General features: G+C 54.7%; 17 protein-coding genes. All 17 read left to right on the top strand.

Annotation, left to right across the window (positions count from 1 at the left end; all coding sequences use genetic code 11):
• Positions 1–140: 140 nt before the first annotated feature.
• The 17 genes from QWJ20_RS07085 to QWJ20_RS07005 all read left to right on the top strand — a co-directional run bounded on the left by QWJ20_RS07085 (position 141) and on the right by QWJ20_RS07005 (position 25,286).
• Positions 141–1,787 (top strand): Na+/H+ antiporter, encoded by a 1,647-nt coding sequence (locus tag QWJ20_RS07085; RefSeq protein ID WP_039485846.1) that lies wholly within the window; start codon positions 141–143, stop codon positions 1,785–1,787.
• Between the two features lie 312 nt (positions 1,788–2,099).
• Positions 2,100–2,810 carry a response regulator transcription factor gene (locus QWJ20_RS07080; RefSeq protein ID WP_433992164.1) on the top strand — a complete coding sequence of 237 codons (711 nt, stop codon included), beginning with the start codon at positions 2,100–2,102 and terminating at the stop codon, positions 2,808–2,810.
• On the top strand, positions 2,788–4,287 hold the full coding sequence (locus tag QWJ20_RS07075; protein WP_433992163.1) for a sensor histidine kinase: 1,500 nt from the start codon (positions 2,788–2,790) through the stop codon (positions 4,285–4,287). Before QWJ20_RS07080 ends, QWJ20_RS07075 begins: the two co-directional genes overlap by 23 nt.
• 315 nt (positions 4,288–4,602) lie before the next feature.
• Positions 4,603–4,824: a Flp family type IVb pilin gene (locus QWJ20_RS07070; RefSeq protein WP_010285252.1), complete on the top strand. Its 222-nt coding sequence runs from the start codon at positions 4,603–4,605 to the stop codon at positions 4,822–4,824.
• A gap of 7 nt (positions 4,825–4,831) precedes the next feature.
• On the top strand, positions 4,832–5,383 hold the full coding sequence (locus QWJ20_RS07065; protein WP_109410770.1) for an A24 family peptidase: 552 nt from the start codon (positions 4,832–4,834) through the stop codon (positions 5,381–5,383).
• A gap of 46 nt (positions 5,384–5,429) precedes the next feature.
• Positions 5,430–6,374, top strand: coding sequence for a Flp pilus assembly protein CpaB (gene cpaB / locus QWJ20_RS07060; RefSeq protein WP_249682866.1), 945 nt, complete (start codon positions 5,430–5,432; stop codon positions 6,372–6,374).
• A gap of 80 nt (positions 6,375–6,454) precedes the next feature.
• Complete coding sequence (locus QWJ20_RS07055; protein ID WP_174866538.1) at positions 6,455–7,894, top strand: type II and III secretion system protein family protein; 1,440 nt, start codon at positions 6,455–6,457, stop codon at positions 7,892–7,894.
• 21 nt (positions 7,895–7,915) lie between these two features.
• On the top strand, positions 7,916–8,602 hold the full coding sequence (locus tag QWJ20_RS07050; RefSeq protein WP_400468671.1) for a CpaD family pilus assembly protein: 687 nt from the start codon (positions 7,916–7,918) through the stop codon (positions 8,600–8,602).
• 14 nt (positions 8,603–8,616) lie between these two features.
• On the top strand, positions 8,617–9,816 hold the full coding sequence (locus tag QWJ20_RS07045) for an AAA family ATPase (protein ID WP_014914205.1): 1,200 nt from the start codon (positions 8,617–8,619) through the stop codon (positions 9,814–9,816).
• A 58-nt stretch (positions 9,817–9,874) separates the two neighbouring features.
• Complete coding sequence (locus QWJ20_RS07040; RefSeq protein ID WP_095701642.1) at positions 9,875–11,278, top strand: CpaF family protein; 1,404 nt, start codon at positions 9,875–9,877, stop codon at positions 11,276–11,278.
• Positions 11,279–11,296: 18 nt separating this feature from the next.
• Positions 11,297–12,277: a type II secretion system F family protein gene (locus QWJ20_RS07035; RefSeq protein WP_109410774.1), complete on the top strand. Its 981-nt coding sequence runs from the start codon at positions 11,297–11,299 to the stop codon at positions 12,275–12,277.
• A gap of 14 nt (positions 12,278–12,291) precedes the next feature.
• Positions 12,292–13,251 (top strand): type II secretion system F family protein, encoded by a 960-nt coding sequence (locus QWJ20_RS07030; protein ID WP_095993704.1) that lies wholly within the window; start codon positions 12,292–12,294, stop codon positions 13,249–13,251.
• Between the two features lie 120 nt (positions 13,252–13,371).
• Entirely contained in the window at positions 13,372–14,223 is an 852-nt protein-coding gene (locus QWJ20_RS07025) for a tetratricopeptide repeat protein (protein WP_095701645.1), read from the top strand.
• Positions 14,223–14,783: a hypothetical protein gene (locus tag QWJ20_RS07020; protein ID WP_349718013.1), complete on the top strand. Its 561-nt coding sequence runs from the start codon at positions 14,223–14,225 to the stop codon at positions 14,781–14,783. Before QWJ20_RS07025 ends, QWJ20_RS07020 begins: the two co-directional genes overlap by 1 nt.
• Entirely contained in the window at positions 14,776–15,408 is a 633-nt protein-coding gene (locus QWJ20_RS07015) for a TadE/TadG family type IV pilus assembly protein (RefSeq protein ID WP_349718014.1), read from the top strand. Before QWJ20_RS07020 ends, QWJ20_RS07015 begins: the two co-directional genes overlap by 8 nt.
• A 179-nt stretch (positions 15,409–15,587) precedes the next feature.
• A complete protein-coding gene (locus QWJ20_RS07010) occupies positions 15,588–17,207 on the top strand; it encodes a pilus assembly protein TadG-related protein (RefSeq protein WP_349718015.1) in 1,620 nt (539 codons plus the stop codon).
• A gap of 57 nt (positions 17,208–17,264) precedes the next feature.
• Positions 17,265–25,286 (top strand): beta-propeller fold lactonase family protein, encoded by an 8,022-nt coding sequence (locus tag QWJ20_RS07005; RefSeq protein ID WP_433992162.1) that lies wholly within the window; start codon positions 17,265–17,267, stop codon positions 25,284–25,286.
• The last annotated feature ends 29 nt before the right edge of the window (positions 25,287–25,315 follow it).

The following is a 25,315-nucleotide window of genomic DNA, read 5'->3' as shown; positions in this document are numbered from 1 at the left end:
TGATAATCAGTAAAGTAATTACTTCTCTCCTCCAACCAGAAATCCATTTTCATACCGAGCTAAATGCGTTAAATATGGAAGAGCAGTTTGCTCGCTAACAGGCAGAATTTTTTTGATTTAGGAGTACGTCTAAGGAAAGCATGGAAATATTTTTTACGATTCTTATTTTGACCCTGGTTGTATCCCTGTCTGGGGTCGTTACCCGCATTTTACCTTTTCAAATCCCTCTGCCTTTAATGCAAATCGCGCTTGGTGCCATCCTTGCCTGGCCCCAGTTCGGTTTGCACGTTGATTTCAATCCCGAGCTGTTTATGGTGCTCTTCATTCCGCCGCTGCTGTTTGCCGACGGTTGGAAAACGCCGACGCGTGAGTTCCTGAAACACGGTCGAGAAATTATTGGTCTGGCGCTGGTTCTGGTGCTGATTACCGTAGTGGGCATCGGCTATTTCATCTACTGGATGGTGCCGGGCATGCCGCTAATTGCGGCCTTCGCGCTGGCCGCCGTGCTGTCGCCAACGGATGCCGTCGCACTGTCTGGCATCGTCGGTGAAGATCGTATTCCGAAAAAGCTGATGGGCATTTTGCAGGGCGAAGCGTTGATGAACGATGCGTCCGGTCTGGTGTCGCTGAAATTTGCTGTCGCGATTGCGATGGGCACGATGGTGTTTACGGTTTCCGGTGCGACGCTGGAATTCATGCAGGTCGCACTGGGCGGGCTGCTGGCGGGCGTCGGCGTGACCTGGCTATTCGGTAAATCGCTGCGCGCTATCAGCCGCTGGAGTGGTGATGATGCCGCAACGCAGATCGTACTGCTGCTGCTGTTACCTTTCGCGTCGTATCTGATTGCCGAACACATCGGCGTGTCGGGAATTTTGGCTGCGGTGGCGGCGGGGATGACCATCGGGCAGTCGGGCGTGATTCGTAGCGCGCCACTGACGATGCGGTTGCGTGCGAACGGCGTGTGGTCGATGTTGGAATTCGTGTTTAACGGCATGGTGTTCATCATGTTGGGCCTGCAATTGCCGGACATTCTGGAAACTTCGGTGACGCAGGCAGAACTGGATCCAACGGTTGAAACCTGGATGCTGTTTACCGATATCGTGATTATCTATGGTGCTCTGCTGCTGCTACGTTTCTGCTGGCTGTGGGTGATGAAAAGATACAGCATGCACATTCAGAAAAAGCGTCCGATGATCTTTGCCGAGTTTTCCACGCGCGAGCTGTGGATCGCGTCCTTTGCCGGCGTGCGAGGGGCGATTACGCTGGCGGGCGTGCTATCTATTCCGCTGCTGCTGACGGACGGCACCGCGTTCCCATCACGCTATCAGCTGGTGTTTATCGCCACGGGCGTTATTTTGTTTTCTCTGCTGTGTGGTGTGCTGGCGTTGCCGTTTCTGCTGCGCGGTGTGGTGGTCGCGGACAAGGCCGCGCATGCCAAAGAAATCCGCATGGCGCGTATGGCGGTGGCAGAAGTGGCGATCAAAAGTATGCACAAAATGGAGGAGCGTCTGGCCGCCGATCGAGAGGAAAACATTGATGAGCAGGTGCTAAAAGAAGTCAGCGCACGCGTCATTGGTAATCTGCGTCGACGGCTCATTGATAAAGACGATCCTGAAAATGGCCTGTTGATTGAGAATCTGGAACGGCGTTTTCGCCTGACTGCGCTGAATTCCGAACGTGCGGAGCTGTATCATCTGCGTGCCACGCAGCAAATCAGCAATGAGACATTACAAAAAATGCTGCGCGACCTCGACCTGATGGAAGCGCTTCTGATCGAAAATGAGTAAGACGCGGTGAGACGATCCTCGTTACTGCGTTGATTTCTTTCTCTTCTCTTTCCTTTCTCTGCATCCCCATGGCGTAAGCGATGGGGATGTTTTTTATGCGTCCAGTCTAAGAACGACGTCAGGCGATTGTAAACTGCTTGTCACTAAATGATAATGATTGTTATTATCCGTAGGACTTTTCTTAGAAGTGAAAAACGGCCCGCACGGTATCAACATCGTGTGGGGTGAATGGCTGTTTGAAGGATCAGATAAAATAAACGGACATTAACCCTAAATTAATTAGGTAATAAGCCACGTTTATAGGGGAACATTATGCGTGTATTAGTGGTTGATGATGATTCTGTGCTGTGCCATTGGCTGGGGTCTAAATTACATTCCCACGGCCATTCTTGCCGAATGGTGCATGATGGCGCACACGCATTAAAAGCGATCAAGGATGAAGTTTATGATGTCGTTCTGTTGGACAGAATGTTACCCATCATGGATGGATTTACGGTATTACGTGAATTACAAGGCTCGCGTCATCCGCCTATTATGCTGCTCTCGGCGCTGGATCGTGATGTCGACCGGGTGATGGGTTTGGAGCTTGGTGCGGAAGATTATCTCGGCAAGCCTTTTAATTTTAATGAGCTTAGATTACGTCTGGATATTATGGCGCGGCGCGGTAAACGCCATGTCGATAATCCTTCCATGCTGACCTTTGAAGACTTGCAACTTGACCGTATGCAGCGCGTCGCATGGCGCGGCGGCAAGCGTATCGACTTGACCGATAAAGAGATCAAGTTACTGATTATATTAATGGAAAATCCGGGTCAGGCGATTACGCGTACGATGCTGTTAGAGCGCGTATGGGGCTACAATTTTGATCCGCAGACCAATCTGATCGACGTTCATATGTCAAAACTGCGGGCAAAAATTGATAAAGGCTTCCCGCATCCATTAATTAAAACGCTGAGAGCGATGGGCTACGCATTAGGCGCGGTAGATAAGGAAAAAACCGATGTTGGCAGCCACGCTGAATAAAGTAAAAATAAAGAAGCTTGGGCAGCGCTGGCAGGTAAAAATAAAACACTGGCAATTACTGGGGGCAAGCCAATATCCCGGCTTTTTATGCACCTCTAATTTTCGCCAGGCAATAACCATTGTTTTTCTGTTCTTATTGATGATGCTGATGTGTATTGTCGGCTTCAGTTCATTAAGTGAAACGCTGATTAGAACGCATGTCCGTGAAGTTATTCTGGGTAATATTTACGACTACTCGATGCAGTCGCGTTTAACGAATGCCGATAGCCTGATTACGCAATTACGGCACGATAATCGAGCGAAAGGGGATGAATTACCGCTGTTTCTGGTGATGGATAAACACGGTGATATTCTGTATCACAATCATCCCTTAAAAATGCATCTTTTAACCCCCCGTTCTGCAAACTCGCACCCTCTGGAAATGCGGCAGCATACCGATTGCCAGATGGATGTCAGCTGTCTTAAAGCCGAAATTTCCAGCCCTGACGATCCCAATCTGATCGGTTTGTCCGTGATGTTGGATGACGGTGGCGTGCTGTTTACCGCTTACAACATTCGACCCATGTTAGAGCGGGTGAGGACAATCCCGCTTGTGGCGGGGGCCGGACTGTTTATTGTACTGCTTTTCTGCCTGTTTATCAGCCGTCATTTCAGTTTACGCCGCTTGCGCAGCGTGGAGAAAATCCGCGCGGCGCTGCATCGCTACAGCAGCGGTGAGCAACAGGTGCGTATGCCGCTGTCGCCTTACGATGATGATTTTGACAGCCTGAGTGCCGATATTAACCAGAATCTGGAACGGATTGAGCGCTTGATGGAGCAGGTGCGCAGCACCTCCAGCCATGTCGCGCATGAACTACGTACGCCGCTGACGCATCTGCAAAATCGCTTGTTCAACCTGACGGAGCGGGCAGGGCTGGATAACGATATTCGTGATGAATTGAATCTGGCGGTGGGCGAGGTACATAAAATCCTCGGGCTATTCCGTACCGTGATGCGCATCGGTGAAATCGAAAGCGGGCGCTGCGTGCACCAGTTTGAGAACATTGAAGCGCGCCAGCTGCTGGAAGAAATTGCCGAATATTATCAGCCGCTGGCGGAAGAGCGCGGCTGTCGTCTGAAGATTGAAATCAAAGCCGGCATTCAGCTCTTTGGCGACCGGGCGCTGTTGTTTCAGGCGCTGGCCAATCTGGTGGAAAACGCGCTGAAATACGCGGCGCAGGGAAAATACATTACGTTGAGCGTGACGCTGTATCGTGGCTGGATCGCCCTGAGTGTTGCTGACCGTGGTCCGGGCATTCCGCCCGCGCTGCATGCCAAAGCGCTACAGCGCTTTCAGCGGTTGGATACCTGGTTTCAGTCCGGCTACGGGTTGGGATTATCTCTGGTTCAGGCGATTACCGACCTGCACGGTGGCAAGCTCTATCTGGACTCCTCAGAGCCGGGCCTGAACGTTTATCTGTGCCTTAATCGCTGCTAATCCTCTTTTTTTCTCGATGAATACGATGCGTGGTGAGTGGGTTTCCCCTGCTTGCCGCGACCATTTTCTCTTGATCGTTTATGAATATCCCTGCAAAAAACATGAATATTTATTAATTTTTCCTGCAATGTAAAGTGTGTTAATTATTGATTTATATTGATAATTTTTTGTATGGAAAGATTAACGAATATTAATGTTCTACTGCTTGCGGCGCTTGATAATAAGTCTCATTATTAATCTTATTATCATCATGGCACCCCCCCGAATTTCCGAGTAGGCCATGATTTCTTTGCCTGCGGATTAGAGAGTCTTCCCATGAAAAATATGAAAGCAAAATTGCGTTCTTTCCTGCGTGACGAGAGCGGTGTAACGGCAATCGAATACGGCATTCTTGCGGCGGCAATGGCGGCAGCCATCGGCGCTATTTTCGGCGGCGACGGTATCTTCGTGAAAGCGCTGAATGAGAAATTCAGCCAAATCGCCGATCAAATTACCGGTACGGGCACCAGCGGCGGTACATCCGGCGCAGCGAAATAAGCGCGAGATGGCGGATTACGCGCACTGGCCGCAGACGGTACTGCTGATAGGGTGCCTGCTGTGGTGTATCAGTACCGACCTGTTAGTACGCAAAATTACGAATCAGGCGGTACTGATTTTATTGCTGGGCTGGCTGTTTTTCAGCGCTTCACATGTCCTGCAATCCGGTGCGTTAGATATGTTGGCACTACGCAAAACGCTCTGGGCGCTGCCAGGCGCGGCGGCAGTACTGGTTGTGGGATTTGTGCTTTTCCTCACCGGCAGATTAGGCGCTGGGGATGTCAAGCTGATGAGTGTGCTGTGCCTGTGGGTTGGGCAAGGACACCAGATCGTTTTCGTCATGGTGACGGCGCTGGCTGGCGGTGTTTTGGCGCTTAGCTTGCCGCTGCTGAATACCGTACCCACAGCGGTGGCGATGGGCATTCAAACCACCAACCGGATATTCAAGAGTCGGTTGCCTATGCCACCCGCGTTGCCCGCCGATCTTTCTCAAGGCATACCTTACGGCGTCGCCATTGCGTTCGGCGCGATGTATGTCCTGATTTTTCCCTTGTTTTAATTCTGTCGCAGCTTTAAGACACACACGCTAGGGTAGGCAAGTTGAAATGAAAGTGAACTCTACATACGTACTGTCAGGCGCGCTCGTTCTGGCAGGCATTGTTGCGCTGATGGTGCGTAGCCATCTCTCTTCTGAACCCCCTGCGCCGCCTCCGGTCGTGGTTAAAGCGCCGGAAAAAATTGCTGTTTTGGTGGCCGCGAAAGATCTGCATCCCGGTGATTTCATTGATTCTACCTCGCTGCGTTGGCAGACCACGGATGAATCGGTTTCCCGTGCGTTTAACTTTGTTCGCGGTCAGGACAGCCAGTCCCTGCTATTGGGCGCGACCCTGCGTGAAACGGTGAAGGAAGGCGCGTGGCTCAGCAGTAATGCTGTTGTGAACCCCAATGAGCCGGGCTTTGTTGCTGCTGTGCTGCGTAAAGGGATGCGTGCTATCTCCGTTCCTACCAGTGCTATTGCGAGTAATGCCGGGCTAGTGTCCGCTGGCGATCGTGTTGATGTGATCCTCAGCATGAGACGAGACGATCAGTCAGAGCTACCTGCAAGCCGTAACCAGCCTGTTGTGATGCCACTGCTGGCATCACAAACGATCGTGCGCGATTTACGCGTATTGGCGCTGAACGATAAAACCGGTACGCCGATATACCCACGCTTTGATACCGCGGAAGACGGTACGGTGCTTGATGCCACCGCCAAAAGCCGTGAGTCTGCCGTGCGTTCTCGTCCTGCAACCTATCAAACCGTTACGCTGGAAGTGACGCCGCAGCAGGCTGAAGCGCTGGCGGTTGCCAAAGAGCTGGGCATTCTGCATTTGGCGCTGCGCAGTGCCGATCTGGATGATGTAGTCGATCCTGCAACAGGGCGACCTCATGTGACCACAGTGCCTCTGGCAACCGATATCTACGGTGCATTCTCAGCAGGATCTGATGGGCACAAAGTGAAAATCTATCGCGCTGAGCAAAAAGACGTGGTGACGTTCCCCTCCCGATAGGACGAACACGCAATCTGACAGCCTGCGGGGTGCCGCGAGCTGCTCATGGAAAAATGAAGCCCATTACGGAAATTAAGTAAATGACGATGTTTTCGCTGTTTTTGAAATCGGACTTTCGGGGTACGTGCAAACGATTGCTGGCCGCTGGCCTGTTTAATGCGGTATTGCCTGTCACGCTGACGACGATGATGTTGCCTGCGACTACGCTGGCTGCTGGGGTATCTGTAGCGCCGGTAACCGATGAGGTACGACTGACCGTGCACCAGGGACGGTTATTGCAACTCAGCGAGCTGCCGGACAGCGTGCTGGTGGCCGATCCGAATATTGCCAGTTTCGAACTGCCTTCACCGGGTAACCTGTTTGTCTACGCCAAAAGCGTTGGTACCACCACGCTCTATGCGATGGATGAAAATGGCAATGTGATCAACGCCATTCGTCTGGTATCCGAGCATGATTTGAAAGCGCTGGGTGAACGCATGAAGCGTGAATTCCCCGGTGCGGATATCCAACTGGAAGCCTCGATTCCCAGCGGTGTGATTGTGCGCGGTAGCGTCGATACCCCACAGGACGCCAAGCGCGTGATCGACAGCATACAGGCTTATATCAGCGCGTCCGCCGGCGGTGGTGGGCAGGGCGGTGGAGGAGGTGGCGAAAGACTGCCTGGCTCCAGCGAATCCTCCGGCAAAGTGATCAACCAGCTCAAAATCAAAACGCCTTCGCAAATCAATATTCAGGTGCGCGTGGTGGAAGTGTCCCGCAAGTTAACCAGCGAACTGGGCTTCAACTGGGCGGCATCACTGAGCACCGGTAGCGGCAACATGACCGCAGGCAGCGGATCGCGTCTTAATCTGTTCAGCGCCACGACCGGGAGATTTGCTAACCCAACGGATACTGGCTTCCTGAACTTCGGTCGCTCCAGACTGAGCGGATTGTTAACCGCGATGAACCAGCAGGGCATGGCGACCGTGTTGGCCGAGCCAAACCTGACGGCGATGTCAGGGGAAACCGCTGCGTTTGCCGCAGGTGGTGAAGTGCCAATCGTCCTGATCACCAATAACAGCGTCAGCATCGATTACAAATCCTACGGTGTGATTCTGCGCATGACGCCAACGCTGCTGTCTGCCAACCGCATCAGCCTGCACATTGCGCCGGAAGTCAGTGAGCTAACCGACGTCGGCTCCGTGCAGCTGGAAGGCGGATCGCGTATTCCTGCATTAACGGTACGTCGTGCGGATACCACGGTAGAGCTGGCCAGCGGACAGAGCTTTGCGCTGGCGGGCATGCTGCGTAGCGCCGGTAGCCAGACGATCAACGGTGTGCCGGGATTAAGCAGCGTTCCGATGTTTGGCCGCCTGTTTGAAAGCGAATCTACCAGTCAGGAAGAAACGGAATTGGTGATTATCGCGACCGCCTATGTCGTTGAGCCAGTTAACGCGGGCGATCTTCAGACACCGGGACAAGGCGTAAAAATGCTGGATTCGTCCATGCCGCGCTCTGCATCCATCGGCTATCTCTACTGAGTCCGCGAGGGGCAATAAAACATGAAAACGATCAACAACAGTTACCCCCTGCTTCGCCCGCTGCACATGCGTGTGGCGGTGCTGACCGCCGTTGTTCTGCTGGCAGGATGCGGATGGAATAAGCCGATTAACGACGTACGTATGCAGCGCTTTGATCAGCCTGGGCTTCAACCGATTGCCGTCCAGCCTTCATCGGTGTCAGTGCCGTTACTGGTTGCACCGAACGGGCGCGGGTTCCTGCCTGAATCCTTGAGACAGCTCAATATCATGCTGAAGGATCAGGGACGACTCTCCGCACAGACGCTGACGCTGATCCCACACAGCGCAAGCGGTGAGCAGATGGCAGGGCGACTGGCTACCGTGCTGAAAAACGCCGGTGCCAATGCACAGAATGTGAAGCAGATGCGCCGTTCTACGGCGAGTGGGCAGAATGGCGATCTGGAAGTGATCTCCGAGGCGCTGGTGGTCAAAACCACCCGCTGCACGATCAATGACCCCAATCAGCTGATGGTGAAGCCTTATGAAGCGATTGGTTCTCTCGGCTGCGCCACGCAAAATAATCTGGCGATGATGGTTGCGGAGCCACGCGATCTGATTCAGGCGAAAGCGCTGGATAGTGCGGATGGCGTGACTGCGGTCAATAGCATCGAACGCTATCACAAAGATGAAGTGAAAGAGCTCATCGACATTAACTTTGAAGAAGATTAAGGGCGTGACATTCCATGAGTGAAATTACCCCTAACGATGGTGAAGAACTGGCGCTGCCGCTGGTGGCGTTCGCCAATGATGTACGCGACGTGGCCGATATCGGCGATCTCTTTACTCGCCTGAAACAGCCGGATGTACCGGTCATGTCCGGCGGTATCGCCGCCGCGCGTCAGTGGTGTGAACTGAATGTCCCGCCGCGCATTTTACTGGTGGATCTGGAAGGGGCGCACTGGCCGCTTCCAGCACTCGAGGAGTTGCTGAGCGTCTGCGGCCCCACCAGCCAGGTGATTGCGACGGGCAAAGAACAGGATGTCGGCTTGTACCGCGCACTGCTTCAGGCGGGCGTGGTGGACTATCTGGTTAAGCCGTTCACGCTGGATCTGCTGGCGGCAACGCTGGCGAAGTGTGAAGGCCAACAGGCCGGGCCGGAATATGCCCGCATGGGCAGGACGATAGCGGTCGTCAGCGCCAGCGGCGGAAGTGGGGCAAGTACCGTGGCGATGGGGCTGAGCCGCCTGCTGTCCGGCGAGCGTCATTTGCCTGTGGCGCTGGTGGATTTTGACCGTCGTAACGGCGACCAACTGCTGTTGCAGGGACAAACCGATGACGCGGGTCTGGCGGCGGTGTTGGGTACGCAGGAACTGGATACCCGACTGCTGCAACGCGCCATGCTACGCGTGGATACCCGTCTGCATCTGCTGGCACAGAAGCCGGAACTGGGGGAATTGGCCCCGGTTGACGTCGATAACGTGCTGAATCTTGGCGGTGCGCTGTGCCGCATGTTCAATCAGGTGATTTGGGATCTGCCCAGCAGCTATCCGACCGGTGCGCTCGACGTGCTGACCTACGCGGATCTGCGCATCATCGTGACGGAATTGACGCTTCAGGATGCGCGTAATGTACGGCGCGTGCTGAATGAGATCGGTGACGAAAGCGAAGGGCAACGTCTGTTGCTGGTGCATAACCAGAGCCGTTTTGCTACGACCGCGCCGTTAAGCCGCGATCAGTTCGAACAATTTACTGGCCGGAAGATTGATGTCGTGCTGCCGAATGCGGGCCACGCGTTATCTCAGAGCCTGACGCTCGGCGCACTGAATCTTGCCGCGGCACCTGCTTTCCAGCAGGGATTACGCCAGTTGGTCGATCTAGCCTGCGGTGTACGTGCCAGACCGGCGGAAAAACGCTGGTTCTCGCGTTGGTTAAAACGCGCCTGATGATGTTCAGCGTTTACCGTTTTTCAAAGGGCTAACGGACTATTTTAGGGTTACGGACATGTTGATTCGTAAGAACAACCTGCAAAAAAGTGAAGCAGGAAAAAGCACGCCTCAGCCTGCGCCTGCTGCCAATGTGGCAGAACTGAAAACGCGCCCGGCTGCGGAGAACCGCACACAGCCTGCGGCGAACACGTCTTCTGGATCTGCACCGGCTGCCCGCCAGACGGACAACCGAAACAGCCAGCGTCGGATTATCCGTGCACAGCTCTACGATCAGATCGACGCGGGTAAAGCGGCGATGATGGGGCGTGACAAGCTGTTGGTACAGATCGAAACGGTGATCCGCCGCATCTGTGATGAGCAGCGCTTACAGCTTTCTCGCCAGGAAGAGGAAGCCATCGCCACCGAAATGCTGGATGAGATGACCGGGATCGGGCCGATCCAGCCGCTGCTGTCGGATGACACGGTCAACGATATTCTGGTCAACGGTGCCGGTCAGGTGTTTGTCGAGCGTTTTGGCAAGCTGGAACTGTCGCCGATTACCTTCATTGATGAAGAGCATGTATTTAACACCGCGCAGCGTATTGCCGCCGCGGTGGGTCGTCGTATCGACGAAGCCAGCCCGATGGTGGATGCACGTCTGCCGGACGGTAGCCGCGTCAACGTCATCACCTATCCGCTGGCGATCGACGGCACCACGATCTCGATCCGTAAATTTATGCGTCGCAACCTGTCATTGGAAATGCTGGCAGAGCGCCGCTGCATGTCCTACGCGATGGCGGATGTTCTGAACAAAGCGATGCAGGCGCGCGTTAACGTGATCGTCTCCGGCGGCACGGGGGCGGGTAAAACCACCTTACTGAATGCGCTGTCGCAGAAGATCGGCATCACCGATCGCATCATCACCATCGAAGATGCCGCCGAACTGCAATTGCAGCAGGAGCATGTGGTGAGGCTGGAAACTCGTCCTGTCAGCGCCGAAGGCACCGGCCGCGTCGATCAGCGCGATCTGATGCGTAACGCCCTGCGTATGCGCCCTGACCGCATCATTCTGGGTGAGGTGCGCGGCGGCGAGAGCTTTGACATGTTGCAGGCGATGAACACCGGTCACGACGGCTCGCTGTGTACGGTGCACGCCAATACCTCGCGCGATGCGATACAGCGTCTGGAAAACATGGTGATGATGGCGAATATGCAGCTGCCGCTGATGGCGATCCGCCGTCAGATCGCCAGCGCTGTTCACCTGATCGTGCAGATCGAACGTATGCGTGACGGTATGCGCCGTGTGGTTTCCATCACCGAAGTGTGTGGCATGGAGAACGAAGTGATCCAGCTTCAGGATCTGTTCAGCTTCAACATTCAGGGGATGGATGGACAGGGTCTGTTGACCGGTGAATATGTTCAGCACATTCAGCGCCCGCAGTTCTACAGCGATAAAGCGCATTTGTTTGATGCGCAATGACGGACTGAGGAGACGCCGATGAGTGATTTACGCCTGAATCTGATCACGCTGCTGGTATTTGGCAGCGTGCTGATGCTGTTTCTGGCGATCAACGCCTGGAAAAAGTCACGGCAGCAGCGCATGCAGCGCGAACAACGCTGGCAGCAGATTTTGGATGAGGTCAGTCCGTCGGCTGCCGCCGTGGCGTCTGATTCCATTCTGCGTGACGAGATCAGAACGCCGCTGATGGGTGTCCCGGTGATTGGGCGCTGGCTGGCGATTCTCTGGGCGCAGATGACGTTCATCGGCTGGAAAAAGAACCTGCTTCAGCGTTCCCTTTCGCTGGCGGCGGTGAGCCTGATTCTCGGCATGATCCTGGGGCAACGCACCCTGCTGCCGCTCACGATGGGGCTGATATTTACACTGGTGCTGTTTATCAGCATCGGCATGCTGCTATTCCGTTCGACGCTGCAAAAACACCTGAAAGCGCTACGTGAGAGCCTGCCGGAAGCCATTGATGCCATTACCCGCAGCTGCCGTGCGGGTGTGCCTGTGGCGAATACCTTCTCAATTGTCGCGGAGCACCTGACCGGGCCGCTGGCGAATGAATTCAAGACGATCGATCACTGGCTGCGGCTGGGGATTCCGCTGCGTCAGGTGATCCAGGCCTCGGCTACACGGGTGCCGATGTCCGAATACCGTTTCTTCGTGGTGATTCTGATTATCAATCAGGAAGCGGGTGGGCGACTGGGGGAAACGCTGGAGCGTCTGTCCGCTACGCTGCGTGAACGTCGTGAATTGCAACTGAAAGTGCAATCCAAAACGTCGGAAGCGCGGGCGTCCGCCAAGATTGTCGCCGCCCTGTTCCCCGGCTGTCTGGCCTATCTGTACATGAAGTCACCGGAGGATTTCAGTTTCTTATTCTCCGATCCGGTAGGAACGACGGTACTGATTTACGCCTTGTGCAGCGTCTCAGTCGGCATGTTGATCACGCACGTTATGGTTAAACGGATAGGGTAAAGGGAGAGCTACTCATGACTGTTTTTGACGATCCCTTATTACTGTTGGCGCTTGTGCTGATGGTGGCTGGAATCTATCTGGCCCGTACACAACATAAAATCCAGCAATACAAACAGCTGGAAATCCGCATGCGCGGGCATCTGCCCGTCACTTCGACAGAGGCGAGCTCTCAGGAAAACATCCTGAGAGGACAGGGAACTGCATTATCTCCCTGGTTAGACAAAGTCTTGCAGCCCGTTGCCGCGCAGGGCGAGCGTCTGTCGGGATCGGATCGCGATCGCCGCAATCTGCGCCGCCTGCTGGATCTGGCTGGGCTCCGCCGCAGCGAAGCGGTGGGCTGGCTGGTAATGGGAAAATTTGCCGCTGGGGCGCTGTTCGCTATCGCGCTGGTGTGGGGATGGTTGCCACCTGCTGACCGCGCGGGCCTGACGGGCGTAGCGGCGGGGCTGATCGGCTTCTTTGTCGGTTCGATGGTGCCGGAATGGTGGTTGAAGTGGCGTGCGGCAAGTCGGGGTGAAAAGCTGGCGCGAGCGGTGCCGGATGCGCTGGATCTGATGGTGGTCTGCGCCGAAGCCGGTCTGCCTATCGGACGCGTGTTGCAGGTGGTATCGAAAGAGCTGGGGCTGTCTTCACCGGAAATGGCAGATGAACTGCACTACACCGCCGCCGAATTACAGATCCTGTCGGATCGTACGCTGGCGATGAAGCATCTGGCGGAGCGTACCCGCGTTAGCGAGATCGAAAGCATGGTGGCGACGCTGATTCAGGCGGAACGCTACGGCACGCCGCTGTCTCAGGCGCTGCGCACGATTGCGGATGAAAGCCGCAAGACGCTGATTCTGGGGCTGGAAGAGAAGGCCGGTAAATTGCCTGCGCAGCTGAGCGTGCCGCTGATGGCGCTGATCCTGCCGCCGATTATCGCCATTATGGCATCGCCTGCACTGGTGCGAGTGATCCGCCTGCTGGCGCAGTAATGTTTTATTTTTAACGTATTGGTTTTAAAAGCACTGATTTTAAAGGTAATGATTTTACAAACATCGATTCCCGGTATGAACCGGAAATCACCAAGGTTACAACCGATGGAGTTATCGAAGATGGTCGATCTGGTAGCAAAACTTAAGCGCGGCGCGCCCATGCTGGCACTGCTGATAGTCAGTACCGTGCTGGCGGGATGCAGCAGCTCGATGGCGATTAAAGGCAGCAAAGATGAAGGCCTGCGCTTGGCGCGTCTGCTGCGCGATCAGGGCCGTGTTGAAGCGGCGACGGAAGTGTATGCGCGCCTCGACAGCCGCGATGCGCTGAAAGGGGCAGAGATGCTGGAGTATGCCAGTGTGGCGGCTCTGGCACGTCCACCGCAGCAAACGCTGGAGCTGTACGGACGAGCACGCCAGGCGCTGGGCGGCGATACCAACAAAATGACGCCGGAAGAAGCGCTGGCGGTGTGTCTGGGAATGGGCCGTGCGCAGCTCGCATTAGGACGTAATGCCATGGCGCAAACCGATTTTACCTGCGCGCTGAAAGCACAACCGAACGACGCTGGCGCACTGAATGGCATGGGCGTGGTGATGGATGCCTCTGGCAAACACGCCGAAGCGCGTCAGCTGTTTGAAAAAGCGTTGCAGATAAACCCAGCAGATGTCGCGGCACTCAATAATCTGGCGCTCTCATGGCTGGCAAGCGGTAACACGGACAAAGCGATTTCTCTGCTGCGTTCGGTGGATGACAGCAACGCGACAGGCAGGCTGAATCTGGCGCTGGCCTATCTCTCGAGTGGCAGAGACGATGACGCGCGTGCTGCGCTGGCAACCATTGCACAGCCACAGCGTATTGATGGCCTGATTGATGAGCTGAATCAGCGTTTACAGCAGATGCAGCAGGATAAATCCCGTGGCGAAGCGCTGTTGTTATCCAGCCGTCAACGCCTGCAATTGAGTACGCCTGAGTAATGGCGTGGCTTCGTAATCTCGGCCCGTGGCGTGATGAAGGCGTAGTGCAAAGTATCGTGCCGCGCCATGAACGTCACTGGCGCAGCACGTGCGGCGTGATCGCGACGGAAGTGGCGTTTCTGGTGCCGGTGGTGCTGGTCGGGGTGATGATGCTGTTTGAACTGGCGCGTATCGGGCTGGTGATTGCTGCTGGCAGTGCCGCGTTGGATAAAGCTGTGCAGGCTTTCCGCCTCGATAACCTTGCATCGGACAGCGCGGAGCAGATGGGAACCCGTCTAAAAGCGCGCATGGTTGAAGCGGGATACGGCTACCTCAAGGAAGACGATTTAACCGTCAGCGTATTGCACTTCGACAATCTGAGCCAGCTTGGTGGGCTGACGAACGGCAATGGCAGTCAGGACAACCCCAATGGCGAGGAAACGACGACGCTGCCGGTGTGGTCCGTGACGGTGCAGATTAAAAAGGCGTTTATTACCCCGCTGCCGGAAGTGTTAACGCTGGGTGACACCTTCCGCTATCAGTACAAACATGTGTTTGGGACGGAACTTCGCAATGACTGATCGTTTATTGAAAACCAGTCGTTTACTGAAAGCCAGTCGTTTACTGAGCGGGATACGCCGCTTCTGGTTTTCTCGCCGTGCTTCTACTGCGGTAGAAACGGCGTTAGCGTTCCCGATTGTGTTGGCGATTGGGTCGCTGTGCGCGGATATCTACACCGTCGGGCTTGAGCGTACACGCATGGAGCAGCGTGCGGGCACCATCGCATCGATATTAGCGATGCAGCAGAAGCTGGATGAGAGTGGGCTACAGGGGCTGCTCGATACGGTGTTGCCAACGGAAGGTGTAGGCAATTACCAGCTGTTAATCAGCAATGTGCGCCAGACCGGTGAGCTGCACTGGCAGTTGAGCAGAGGCACGGCAGAGGCGCTGTGCGAAGAAAGTGAAACCCTGCCGGGCGAGGAGTACCTTCCTGAACTGCCGGAAAGAGACCGTGAAGAGGGCAGCAAGAATATCTCCATGATCGTGGTCGAGATCTGCCGTCAGGGGAAAGATGTGAGCCTGCTGGGTGGCCTGTCGTTGGGCGGTCTGCTGCATGCGTCGTCGGTCAACCGGGTCGCTGTCGACGTGGTTGAACTGGATGAAGTACTCAGAAAAGAGGCTGGTCTGGAAGAAGAAGATCAGTAGCTACAGGTTTTATACCAGATACAGAAGCGGCAATAGACCGCAAACGGCAGCGAGCTTCTCGTTACCGGAATAATGAAACCATTAAAAATCTATAGGCATATGAGCAATGTCGTTTTTATTTCCCCGTTTTATGGGCGGGTTAAGTACGCGCTGAATCCAGGAATACAGGATAGGAAGGAATGAAAAAAACCTTACAGAACAGAAAAGTAAAAAAAGATGCTACCGGAATTACTCTGTTCTGGCGTGAACGCTTGTCTGCCTTTATTCAGCAGGAAAAAGGCGCGGGCACCGGATTCTATGCACTGGGTGCGATGGCGTTATTGGTGACAGCGGCTTTTATCGTGGATACCTCCACGGCAACCGGTGATGCAACGCAGATCAAACGCGCGACGGATGCCGCCGCGTTGGCTGTCGCGCATCAGGCGACCATTAATGGCGAAGAATACAGCCAGGAAGAGACCAATAAGCTGGCGTATGACTACGTCAAAAATAATCTTGGGATGAACAATGCCCTGAGTGAAAAGCTGGTGGTGGGCGATGTGGCCGTCACGGAAGGGCGCAACAGCGAGACGCGTAAAACCTATACCGTCACCGTCGCCTTCGAAACTAAGCCCAGTTTGCTGAACCTCGGAGCGAGGAAGCAGGAAGTGTACTCGACCGCCGAAGTTATCAATCGTCCGACCGAAATCGCCTTTGTCATGCCGGTGACGGGGGATATGAGTGATGCCGATATCCGTTCGCTGAAAAGTGTTAGCCGTAGTTTCGTCGAGCGCATGCTGAGCAGCGCTGACGGCAAACGTGACAACCTGTGGTTGTCGCTGGTGCCGTACAGCCAGTCGGTCAGCGTGTATGACGCGGAAGACGCGAACCGCATTCGGCGCTGGGCCTCACCGGGTGCGTTGAACCCGCCGGAGTTGCGTTCGCTGTTTGCCAGCGGCGTGGTCAGTAGCATGGCTGACCGTCGTTTCCCGGATCGTCGCGCCAACCTGCTGTGCATGTATCGCGGGCTGGGACGAGAAGAAAATTTCTTCTGGGATGAACCTCCTGTTGGCCAATTCCAGATCTATTACCGCCACGACTTGCCGCAAAACGGTAGCCCCGGCGCACCGCCGATCTCCTGGCGCGGCCCTAATCCTGATTTTGACGATAACAATGCGGTGGATACCCGCTGGATCGTGGCGGACAAAGGATGCCCGAATGCCGCACTGATGCCGCTGACCAATGAAGAAAACAGGCTGAATCAGCGTATCGAACAGTTTTCTGCCCGTTTCAACGTGAACTACGCCATCGCGATGTCATGGGCGGGTGCGGCACTGTCGCCCAACATGCGTGGTTCGGACGGTTGGGGTGATTCCACGCTGCCGCTGGATTTCAATCTGGACGGCAACGGTGACGGGCAAAAGGTGATCGTGATGATGGCCAACACCGTCGGTGATTGGTTCGACACCGATAGCTACAACTTCAACCGAAATGCATTCAGTGGTCAAACCGGATCGGATCCTGCCCGTACCTTTGCCGCGCAGCGCTTCCGTGATCTGTGTTCCAGCTTCCGTGCGCGCAACATCAAATTCTATTTTGTCGGCATTCGCCCTGGCGACCCAGAGGATTTTGGCCGCAACCTGTTCGACGCCGAAGCGACGCCAGGCCTGCTGGTCTGCACCGAGGGTGAGAAACGTATGAGTTTTATCGATGGTGCAGGATTCGGTGCTGAGGGCGTAGAGGATCAATTGATCCGACGTCTGGATCGTATTGCCGGCCAGATCGAAACCGAGGGCGGCTATGTTCGGCTGGTTGAATGACCGCTGAAGGTAGCCAGAAATGACGCGATTTGCCCCTTTATTACAGGACATGACACGATGACTTTTTCCCGCTCAAAATCTGGTTCAGGCTTAACGCGTACGCCGCGTCAGGCGTGGGTATTGGAACCGCGCATGATGTTTGATGCTGCTGCTGTGGTCACGGCGGTGGATGTGGCTGCGCATGTTGTGGTGGCAACGGATACCGCACCGGGTGTTGATGCGACACCCACCAAGGCGACAGTCACGATTACCGATACCAGTGACAGCTTCCCGGCGGTCGATCTGTTTAGCAATGTTAGCGTGTCGGCAGATAAAGACGGGCAGGAACTGAAAGATCTGGTGATTACCGTTAACCGCACGGGAGCGAATCAGGCATTAGTGATCGACGGTACTGAAATTACGCTTGAAGCGGTTAATGGTGCGCAACTGACAAACGGTGAAGGGAAATACAGTTATAGCGTTGCGGTCAGTGGTGAGACGACCACCATCACAATCAGTATCGAATCTTCCTCCGATGCATTTCAACCCAATAACGTTGCAACACTAATTGACGGTATTGCCTACCAGCCACGCGATAACACGGTAGCAGGCGGCGATGTGACGGTAACGCTGAAAAGCCTGAGCGATGAGGGCAACAATACTGCCGAGCTGAATATTCACTCTACCGTCACCATCGACAGTAGGATCAACGTTGCGCCGGTGGTATCGGGTGAAGTTCTGCAGGAGGCGGAGTCATTAACGGCGGGTTCGTTGGCAGGGGCGACGGAAGTGGCCTATTCCACGGATGGCAAGCAGGCTTATGTTGCTGGTTCGGATAACACGCTGACGGTCTTTACGGTTGATGAACTAGGGCGTCTGACGCAAAAGCAGAGTCTGGTGGTTGATAATCTGGGTCAGGTGAATGACATGGTGGTCAGCGCCGATGGTAAATCGCTGTATACCCTATCGGGTAACGGCAACCTGATGCAATTTAGCCTTCAGGACGGCACGCTCAGCCATATCAGCACGATCTCGGTAGGCAATGGCGCAAACGGGGGGCTGGCGATAGCGAATGATGGTTCGCAAGTTTATGCCGACGCAAGTAATGGTAGTGGTCGAGAAGTGTTTGTCTATCAGCGTAATACTGATACGGGCGAGTTAACTCGCACTGATTCACTCCGTCATCGCAACGGTGTGATCGCCACCGCAGGCGAGTATGTTTATATTGCGCACAGTGCAGCGGTAAGTTACGAAAAACATACGCTGGAAGTTTATCAGCGTATGAGCGACGGTAAATTGACGCTTTTAGGCAGCATGGCGCTTGGTATAACGGGGCAAGGTCCCGTCGATTATGCGATGGCGGTGTCGGCTGATGGAAAATCGGTCTATCTCGCTAACCCGACAACGAATGATATTACGCTTTACCGCGTTGGAGCTGATAACGCACTGATCGTAGTGAATGTGTTCACCAGCACACCCGTAGGCAGCATGGTACTCAATACCGAGGGAACTCGCTTATATGCCGCGACGACGGACGGCATGGTTTCCGTTTACGCGGTATCCGCGACGGGCGCACTGACATTGCTTGGTCAGGTGGCGGGCAGTACTAACGGCGGGGATATCGCGTTATCTCAGGATGGCCGTTCTTTACTCGTTGCGGGTGAGGGTGTTAGCCGTTATTCAACGCTGTTAACGCAGATCCGTGGCTCGGGTGTGGCGATTGCCTCTGGAATAACCCTGTCAGATGCCAATTTCGACGCCCTGAATGCGGGAAATGGCAACTATGACGGTATGCAACTGATCGTCTCTCGTGAGGGCGGGGCATCAGACAAGGATGTGTTTAATTTCCACACGGCGAACGATATACGGTTGGAGAATGGACAGATCCTTCAGGGCGATCGCGCGATTGCCACGTTCAGCCAGAGTGGTGGAGCGCTAACGGTCACATTTCTGGCGGGCGTAAGCCGTGCTGAGGCGAATGCCGTTTTACATCAGGTCACCTACCAGAATACTGATGCGGTAGCCGATGGCACCGTGGTGACGCTGTCTTTGCGGGCAAATGACGGCGACGCTGACAGCCTGCCTATTACGCTGGCGGTGCTGGTGACAACCAATACGGCACCGATACTGACGGCGACAGCCGTGCCGCTGCCTAACTACGATACAACGGCGACAGCCGTCAATGTGTTCACCAATACGCAGATTAATGCGGGCGAAGCAGGGCAGACAATCCTTGATATCACGCTGAGTATTGGCGGTTTGTCCCAAGCTGCCAACGAATTCTTGGTAATTGATGGCACGCGCGTTGATCTTACCCAGTCTGGCGAGGGAACAACGGTAAGCGGCTATACCTACACCTATGCTCTGAGCGATGGTAATGGCACGCTGACTATCCATCATGCGGCTGGTATGACCGTGTCTGCGGCGCAAACACTGATCAACGGTGTCGCCTATGTTAATGACACGACAGAGGCAACGACAGGCACACGTACTGTGACGTTGGTAAGCCTGCGTGATAGTGGCGGAACCAGCGGTGAGAGTGTGGATACCGGCCTCCCGGATATTACGGCCACCTTAACGTTAGCCATCAATAATGCGCCAACCATCCAGACCGATATCACGGTCGATCCTAATTTGTATTACTCCGATGGGCTGCTCACTGGCTATGACAACTACGTCAGCAGCATGGTGTTGTCCGATGATGGCCGTACGTTGCTGGTTATTGGTTCCACCACCACTAACTATGGCGGCGATGCGCGGGTCAGCCTCTATCTGCGCGATCCTGAAACAGGAAAACTAACGCTATTACAGCGTCTTGTATCGGGAATGGATGATGGCAATGCGGATAATGGGACGGAGGTCAGCGGACTTATCGGACGCGCAGCCGTTTTCTCGGCGGATGGTTCCACGGTTTATCTGAGTTCCGATTCGACGGTTCTGGTATTCAGTAAAGATGCTGACACCGGTGTGTTAAGCCTGACGACGCGTGTGGAAGGGTTAGCTGGCAATGTGTTGAAGATGGCACGGTCCGATGACGGGAAAAGCCTGTATGCGCTAACGTCCGGTACGTTGTACCACTATACCATTGGTGAAAGTGGCACACTGAGCAATACAGCGACATTCGATCAAGTTAATGGCACGACGCCGATTGGCTTGTCTGTTGATGCGAAGGGTACCGTTTATGTGTTGGGTAACAGCGGCAAGATAACGATTTACACCACAGCAGCAAACGAGACATTGAGCTATGCTGGTCAACTGGTACGCGGCAGTGATGGGGTTACGCTGACTTATACCGACAGTAGCGGAGCTCAAAAGGCGGCCGGAACGTTAGCCACCAGTAATGAACTGAATCACGCCAATGCCGCTTTTACCGTGACGGATGAGGGGTATATCTACGTGGTCACCAGCAACGTGGGTAATCGACTCACGGTGCTGCATTACGATAGCTCGACGAACGCCATCGCTCGGGTTGAGGCGCTACCGTTTAGCAACCCCTGGGGCGTGACAGCCTCGGCGGACGGCAAAACACTGTATGTCGGCAGCAATGACAGTATGGTGACGGTTTACGCGATTGGCACGGACGGCAAGCTGACGCAAACTGGGATGCTGTCAGCTGGGCGTCCGGTCACTACGCTGACGGTATCAGAAGATGGCAAATCGCTGTATACCGGTGCACGTTTCTACAATACCGGTGTGATGGTGTCCCTCGCACTGGTTCACGCTCCTTATAGTGCATCCATCTCTAATACGCCTTTTACTCAGGGCATACAGTTTAGCGATGTTGATATGGATGAACTGGATAGCTATCAGGGAATGTCCTTCACGATCGCTCGTGCAGGTGATGCTTCCGCTAACGATGTGTTTGGGCTGGCAAATGGGCAGGGGCTGAGCCTGAAAGGCAGCACGCTGTTGCTCAATAATGTGAAAATCGCCGATGTAACGGTAGCGGAAGGCACGATCACGGTCAGCATCACATCACCAATATCTAAAACTGTGGTTAACCAGATTTTACAGCAGGTGACGTACCGTAACAGCGGGACTGAATTGCCAGCACGCGTTGATCTGACCGTCAGTGTGCGCGACAGCGGGGGAAAATCCGCTGACATTCCACTGGCGCTGATGCTGGTTGCGCCTTCTGTTGAACCCAATATGAGTGCGGAAAGCCAGCAGCCAGTGGTGGACGTTGGCTTGGATGGCTTGCCTGCTGCAGTGGATTTATTTGACGACGTGCACATTGCTCTGGGTAAAGATGGCGCGGCGCTCTCAGAATTGACGCTCACGGTGAACCGTACTGGAGCAGACCAGGCACTGGTGATTGATGGGAGTACAATCCCGTTAACGGCAACGGATGCTGCGGGTGTGACAACGAATGGGCACCAGTATCAGGTGTCTGTCGAAAATAACACGACGACTATCACGTTCGTGATGCACGATGGAGACAATGCACCGAGCGCTGTGGCTGCATTGATTGACGATATCCAATACCGGGCATTGGAGGATGCGGTGGCTGAAGGCGACGTTACCGTCACCCTGACACGCCTTGTCGATGCGAACGATAACGCTGCGCAACTTGACATCAGTGCTTCTGTGGCTGTGCTGGACTCTCGTCTGATACCGCATTTGGGGGCAGAAGCCGGTTCGCTTGACTATGTAGAAATTTTCGAGGTGTTGGACGACAACGGGAACTCGCGCTTTACCGGTATTCAGGGCATCGCCGTGGTGGGGGAAAATATTTATGTGGTTCGCACTCACAGTGAGTATGTCTATAACGCTGAAACCGAAACCGGCGCAGACGTGGCTTACAACACGCTTTATGTGCTTCAGCGTGGCGAGGATGGCACATTACAGCTGGCTAACAGCGTAGAAATCACAGGATTGACTGACGCGACGCAGGTGCGTGTGTCCAGTGACGGGAGCAGCCTCTATGTCATTGGGGCGGAGAAGATCGTGCTACTTAACGCCAGCGATTTGAGCGTGCTCGGTACGTTTGGTGATGATGTTGGTATGGTGCGCGATGTGTTGGTTAATGGTAATCAGGTTTATATCACCACCGGAGAAAGCCTGCTGGTTTTCACCCGCAATGGCGATATGCTGACGTTGAGTAAGACCTTTACGGATGGCGACAGCAGCGGTTCACAACTTGATGCTGCTAATGCTCTGGTGTTATCACCTGATGGTAAATCATTGTTTGTCGCGACGTCTGGCGGCGATACCTTGGTGAGCCGGTTTAGTATTGGCGATGACGGCGCTTTGAGTTTTGCACAATCCGTTGTGGGAGTCAGCGCCAGTGAAGACGGCTATTATGCATCTACGTTGAGCGTGTCTCCCGATGGGGAAACGATTTATGTAGTTGATAACAATAAGTTTATTCATATTATTGCTGTGGCTGATGACGGTACGTTGACCGCCAAAGATTCTCTCACATTGGGAGATGGTGTTAGCGTAGTCAAACAGGTGTTGGTATCGCCCGATGGCACATCGGTGGTGATCACTGGCGATTTAGGACAAAGCGATAATTTTGGTACCTACGGTATCATTTTGTATGCCCGTGCTGCAGATGGCAGTCTGACGCAGTTGCAGGCTGTGGATGGTTTTGGCGACCTTGCCAATTTTAATGGCACGCTATTGAATGAGGTTCGTCAGGTTGCGTTTAGCGCTGACGGCAAACAGCTGTATATAACTGGTGCGATTGATTACGGTTCCCCAGAGGGTGTCGTTGTTCTTGATCTGAAACCAGCCAATGTCACCTTTACCGAAAGTGACAACCCGGTAGCGTTGCTTCCTGGTGGTACGGTATCTGCACCGGTAAACGACCAAAGTAGCTATCAGGGTGCCAGCATTGTTATTGAGCGCACTGGCGGTACACAGACCGGTGACCAGTTTGGGGTTTCATCTGCCAGTGGTTTGAGCTTCAACGACGGCCAAATCTGGCAAGGGGATAAGGCCATTGCTGCTGTCACAACGGCTGCTAATGGTGCGCTCACCATCACGTTCCTGACGGGCGTCGCTCAGGCTGAAGCGCAACAAGTATTGCGTGCAATAACTTACCAGTCCACCAGTCAAGATCCCACTCTAGCGGGAAACACCGCCACTTTCCGCATCAGCTTCAATGACGGTGAAGGCCATACGGCAGAATTTACTGCGGCCGTGAATGTGGTCGGCATTAACGATCCTGCGGTGGTCAGTACCGAGCCAGTCGGGGGATCCTACGCGTCAGGCGGTGAACCTGTCAGCCTGTTTAAGAATACTGCCATAGACACTATTGAAGTCGGCCAAAATATTCACAGGATGGAAATCGTCATTTCCCCTGCAACAACTGGTGATGTGCTACATGTGGACGGCGGCGAAATTGTTATCGACAAAACCGTTGACTATCAGATGTTTGTCGGTGACAGCAAGATAGAATACCGTGTCAGTGTTGCTAATGGTGTCGCTACCGTGACCCTCTATGTAACGCGTGATGGTGCAAGTACTGCACAGTTAATCGATGGCCTCGCCTATAGCCACGGTGGAACTGAGGGTTCTGGTAGCCGCACTATCGGGTTAACCGTATTTGAAGATGCTGACTGGCGACAGAATGTTGAGGCAGCGTTCAAAGAAAAAGCAGTCATCACCTTTGAAGGCGGTGAAGCTCCTGACAATAACGCCCCGGTTTATAACGACAACGCAGGGCTGAATCTGGGCCAGCTACAAGCGGGCACGGAGTATCACTACACACTGCCGGAAAACCTGTTTACCGATGCTGATAGCGATACGCTGGCCTGGCGTGTCAGCGGTCTGCCGGATGGGCTGAGTTTTGATGCCGCGACCCGCACGATTTCTGGCACACCGACTGCATTCGGCGATTTCACCGTGGTGCTTACGGCGAGTGATGGCAAGGCGGAGGCTACCCATTCCGTCAAGGTGACGGTGGCTCAAGCGCCGGATGTGGAGCCAGACAATAGTGCTCCAGTTTATAACGACAACGCTGGGCTGAATCTGGGCCAGCTACAAGCGGGCTCCGAGTATCACTATACACTGCCGGAAAACCTGTTTACCGATGCCGATAGCGACACGCTGGCCTGGCGTGTCAGCGGCCTGCCGGATGGGCTGAGTTTTGATGCGGCGACTCGCACGATTTCTGGCACACCGACTGCATCCGGTGAGTTTACTGTGGTGCTTACGGCGAGCGATGGTAAGGCGGAAGCCACCCATTTAGTCAACGTGACGGTGGCGCAAGCTAATGTAGAGCCACAACCGGAAACCCCCGATAACACTGCGACAGCGGCACCGGTGATTCTGGTGCAGCAGGGCGTGAGCCTGCCTGTTGATGCGAGCGAAAGAGAACGCGAACAGCCGCTGGGCGCGATTGTCGCCGATTTGTCTCGCCCGGATGTGCAGCCGCTACCAAACAACATCGTTACCGAACCTGTGCGTCAGCGCGATACCGGTACGACACGCCAGTCAGATGCCCCTTGGGTGCTCGATCCGGTGATGTCATCGCTGATGCCGACGCTGGAGCAGGTCAATTTCTCTTCGCGTGCTGAAACGTCTATGCGCGACAACGCCGCGCTGCGTCCGGCGGATTCCAACTTATTCCTGAGCGTGCGCGGTCAGACAACCTCGCTGGAGTCGGCTTTCAGCAGCGTGCAGGGCGCGTTACAGCCGGATGCCTCCGGCGCACTCGCTTTTAGCCTGCCGCAGCGCATGTTTAGCGTGCGCGAAGGCAATGCCACGCTGACGCTGCAACTGGCGAACGGGCGTCCGCTGCCTGCGTGGGTGCAGTTCGATTCCCGCAACGGTGTGGTGCGCATTACCGATGCCAGCGCAGTGCAGGTTAATCAGATCCAACTGGCGCTGAAAGCGCAGGCTGCAGATGGCACCAGCCGGATCGTACCGATTACGCTGCAAACCGGACAGGGCGATGGCGCAGAGATGGCGACTGACCGTGGCGCGATGCAACTGCCTGCTGACTCTGTAGTACATCCGGTTGAAAACCGGGATGCGGAGCGGTTAGCGCCAGCGGGGAAAACCGCCTTTACCGAACAGCTGCGTCAGCATCAGCCTGAACAGGATGCGCTGCTGGCGGCGCTCAGTGAGCTGAGCAGTCTGCGCGCGTAACCAAGCGCAAACCTGGTAAAGCGCAGATC

It is taken from the genome of Pectobacterium sp. S5, from assembly GCF_051707265.1.
GTDB classification, from domain to species: domain Bacteria; phylum Pseudomonadota; class Gammaproteobacteria; order Enterobacterales; family Enterobacteriaceae; genus Pectobacterium; species Pectobacterium polare.
The sequence above is the reverse complement of the archived record's forward strand: the minus strand, read 5'-3'. Positions and strand labels throughout refer to the sequence as shown.

Coding starts and splice junctions, on each gene's coding strand:
- QWJ20_RS07085 (WP_039485846.1), top strand. CDS start 141: ATGGAAATATTTTTTACGATTCTTATTTTGACCCTGGTTGTATCCCTG.
- QWJ20_RS07050 (WP_400468671.1), top strand. CDS start 7,916: ATGAAAACGATCAACAACAGTTACCCCCTGCTTCGCCCGCTGCACATG.
- QWJ20_RS07015 (WP_349718014.1), top strand. CDS start 14,776: ATGACTGATCGTTTATTGAAAACCAGTCGTTTACTGAAAGCCAGTCGT.
- QWJ20_RS07045 (WP_014914205.1), top strand. CDS start 8,617: ATGAGTGAAATTACCCCTAACGATGGTGAAGAACTGGCGCTGCCGCTG.
- QWJ20_RS07005 (WP_433992162.1), top strand. CDS start 17,265: ATGACTTTTTCCCGCTCAAAATCTGGTTCAGGCTTAACGCGTACGCCG.
- cpaB (WP_249682866.1), top strand. CDS start 5,430: ATGAAAGTGAACTCTACATACGTACTGTCAGGCGCGCTCGTTCTGGCA.
- QWJ20_RS07075 (WP_433992163.1), top strand. CDS start 2,788: ATGTTGGCAGCCACGCTGAATAAAGTAAAAATAAAGAAGCTTGGGCAG.
- QWJ20_RS07040 (WP_095701642.1), top strand. CDS start 9,875: ATGTTGATTCGTAAGAACAACCTGCAAAAAAGTGAAGCAGGAAAAAGC.
- QWJ20_RS07070 (WP_010285252.1), top strand. CDS start 4,603: ATGAAAAATATGAAAGCAAAATTGCGTTCTTTCCTGCGTGACGAGAGC.
- QWJ20_RS07080 (WP_433992164.1), top strand. CDS start 2,100: ATGCGTGTATTAGTGGTTGATGATGATTCTGTGCTGTGCCATTGGCTG.
- QWJ20_RS07055 (WP_174866538.1), top strand. CDS start 6,455: ATGACGATGTTTTCGCTGTTTTTGAAATCGGACTTTCGGGGTACGTGC.
- QWJ20_RS07010 (WP_349718015.1), top strand. CDS start 15,588: ATGAAAAAAACCTTACAGAACAGAAAAGTAAAAAAAGATGCTACCGGA.
- QWJ20_RS07020 (WP_349718013.1), top strand. CDS start 14,223: ATGGCGTGGCTTCGTAATCTCGGCCCGTGGCGTGATGAAGGCGTAGTG.
- QWJ20_RS07030 (WP_095993704.1), top strand. CDS start 12,292: ATGACTGTTTTTGACGATCCCTTATTACTGTTGGCGCTTGTGCTGATG.
- QWJ20_RS07035 (WP_109410774.1), top strand. CDS start 11,297: ATGAGTGATTTACGCCTGAATCTGATCACGCTGCTGGTATTTGGCAGC.
- QWJ20_RS07025 (WP_095701645.1), top strand. CDS start 13,372: ATGGTCGATCTGGTAGCAAAACTTAAGCGCGGCGCGCCCATGCTGGCA.
- QWJ20_RS07065 (WP_109410770.1), top strand. CDS start 4,832: ATGGCGGATTACGCGCACTGGCCGCAGACGGTACTGCTGATAGGGTGC.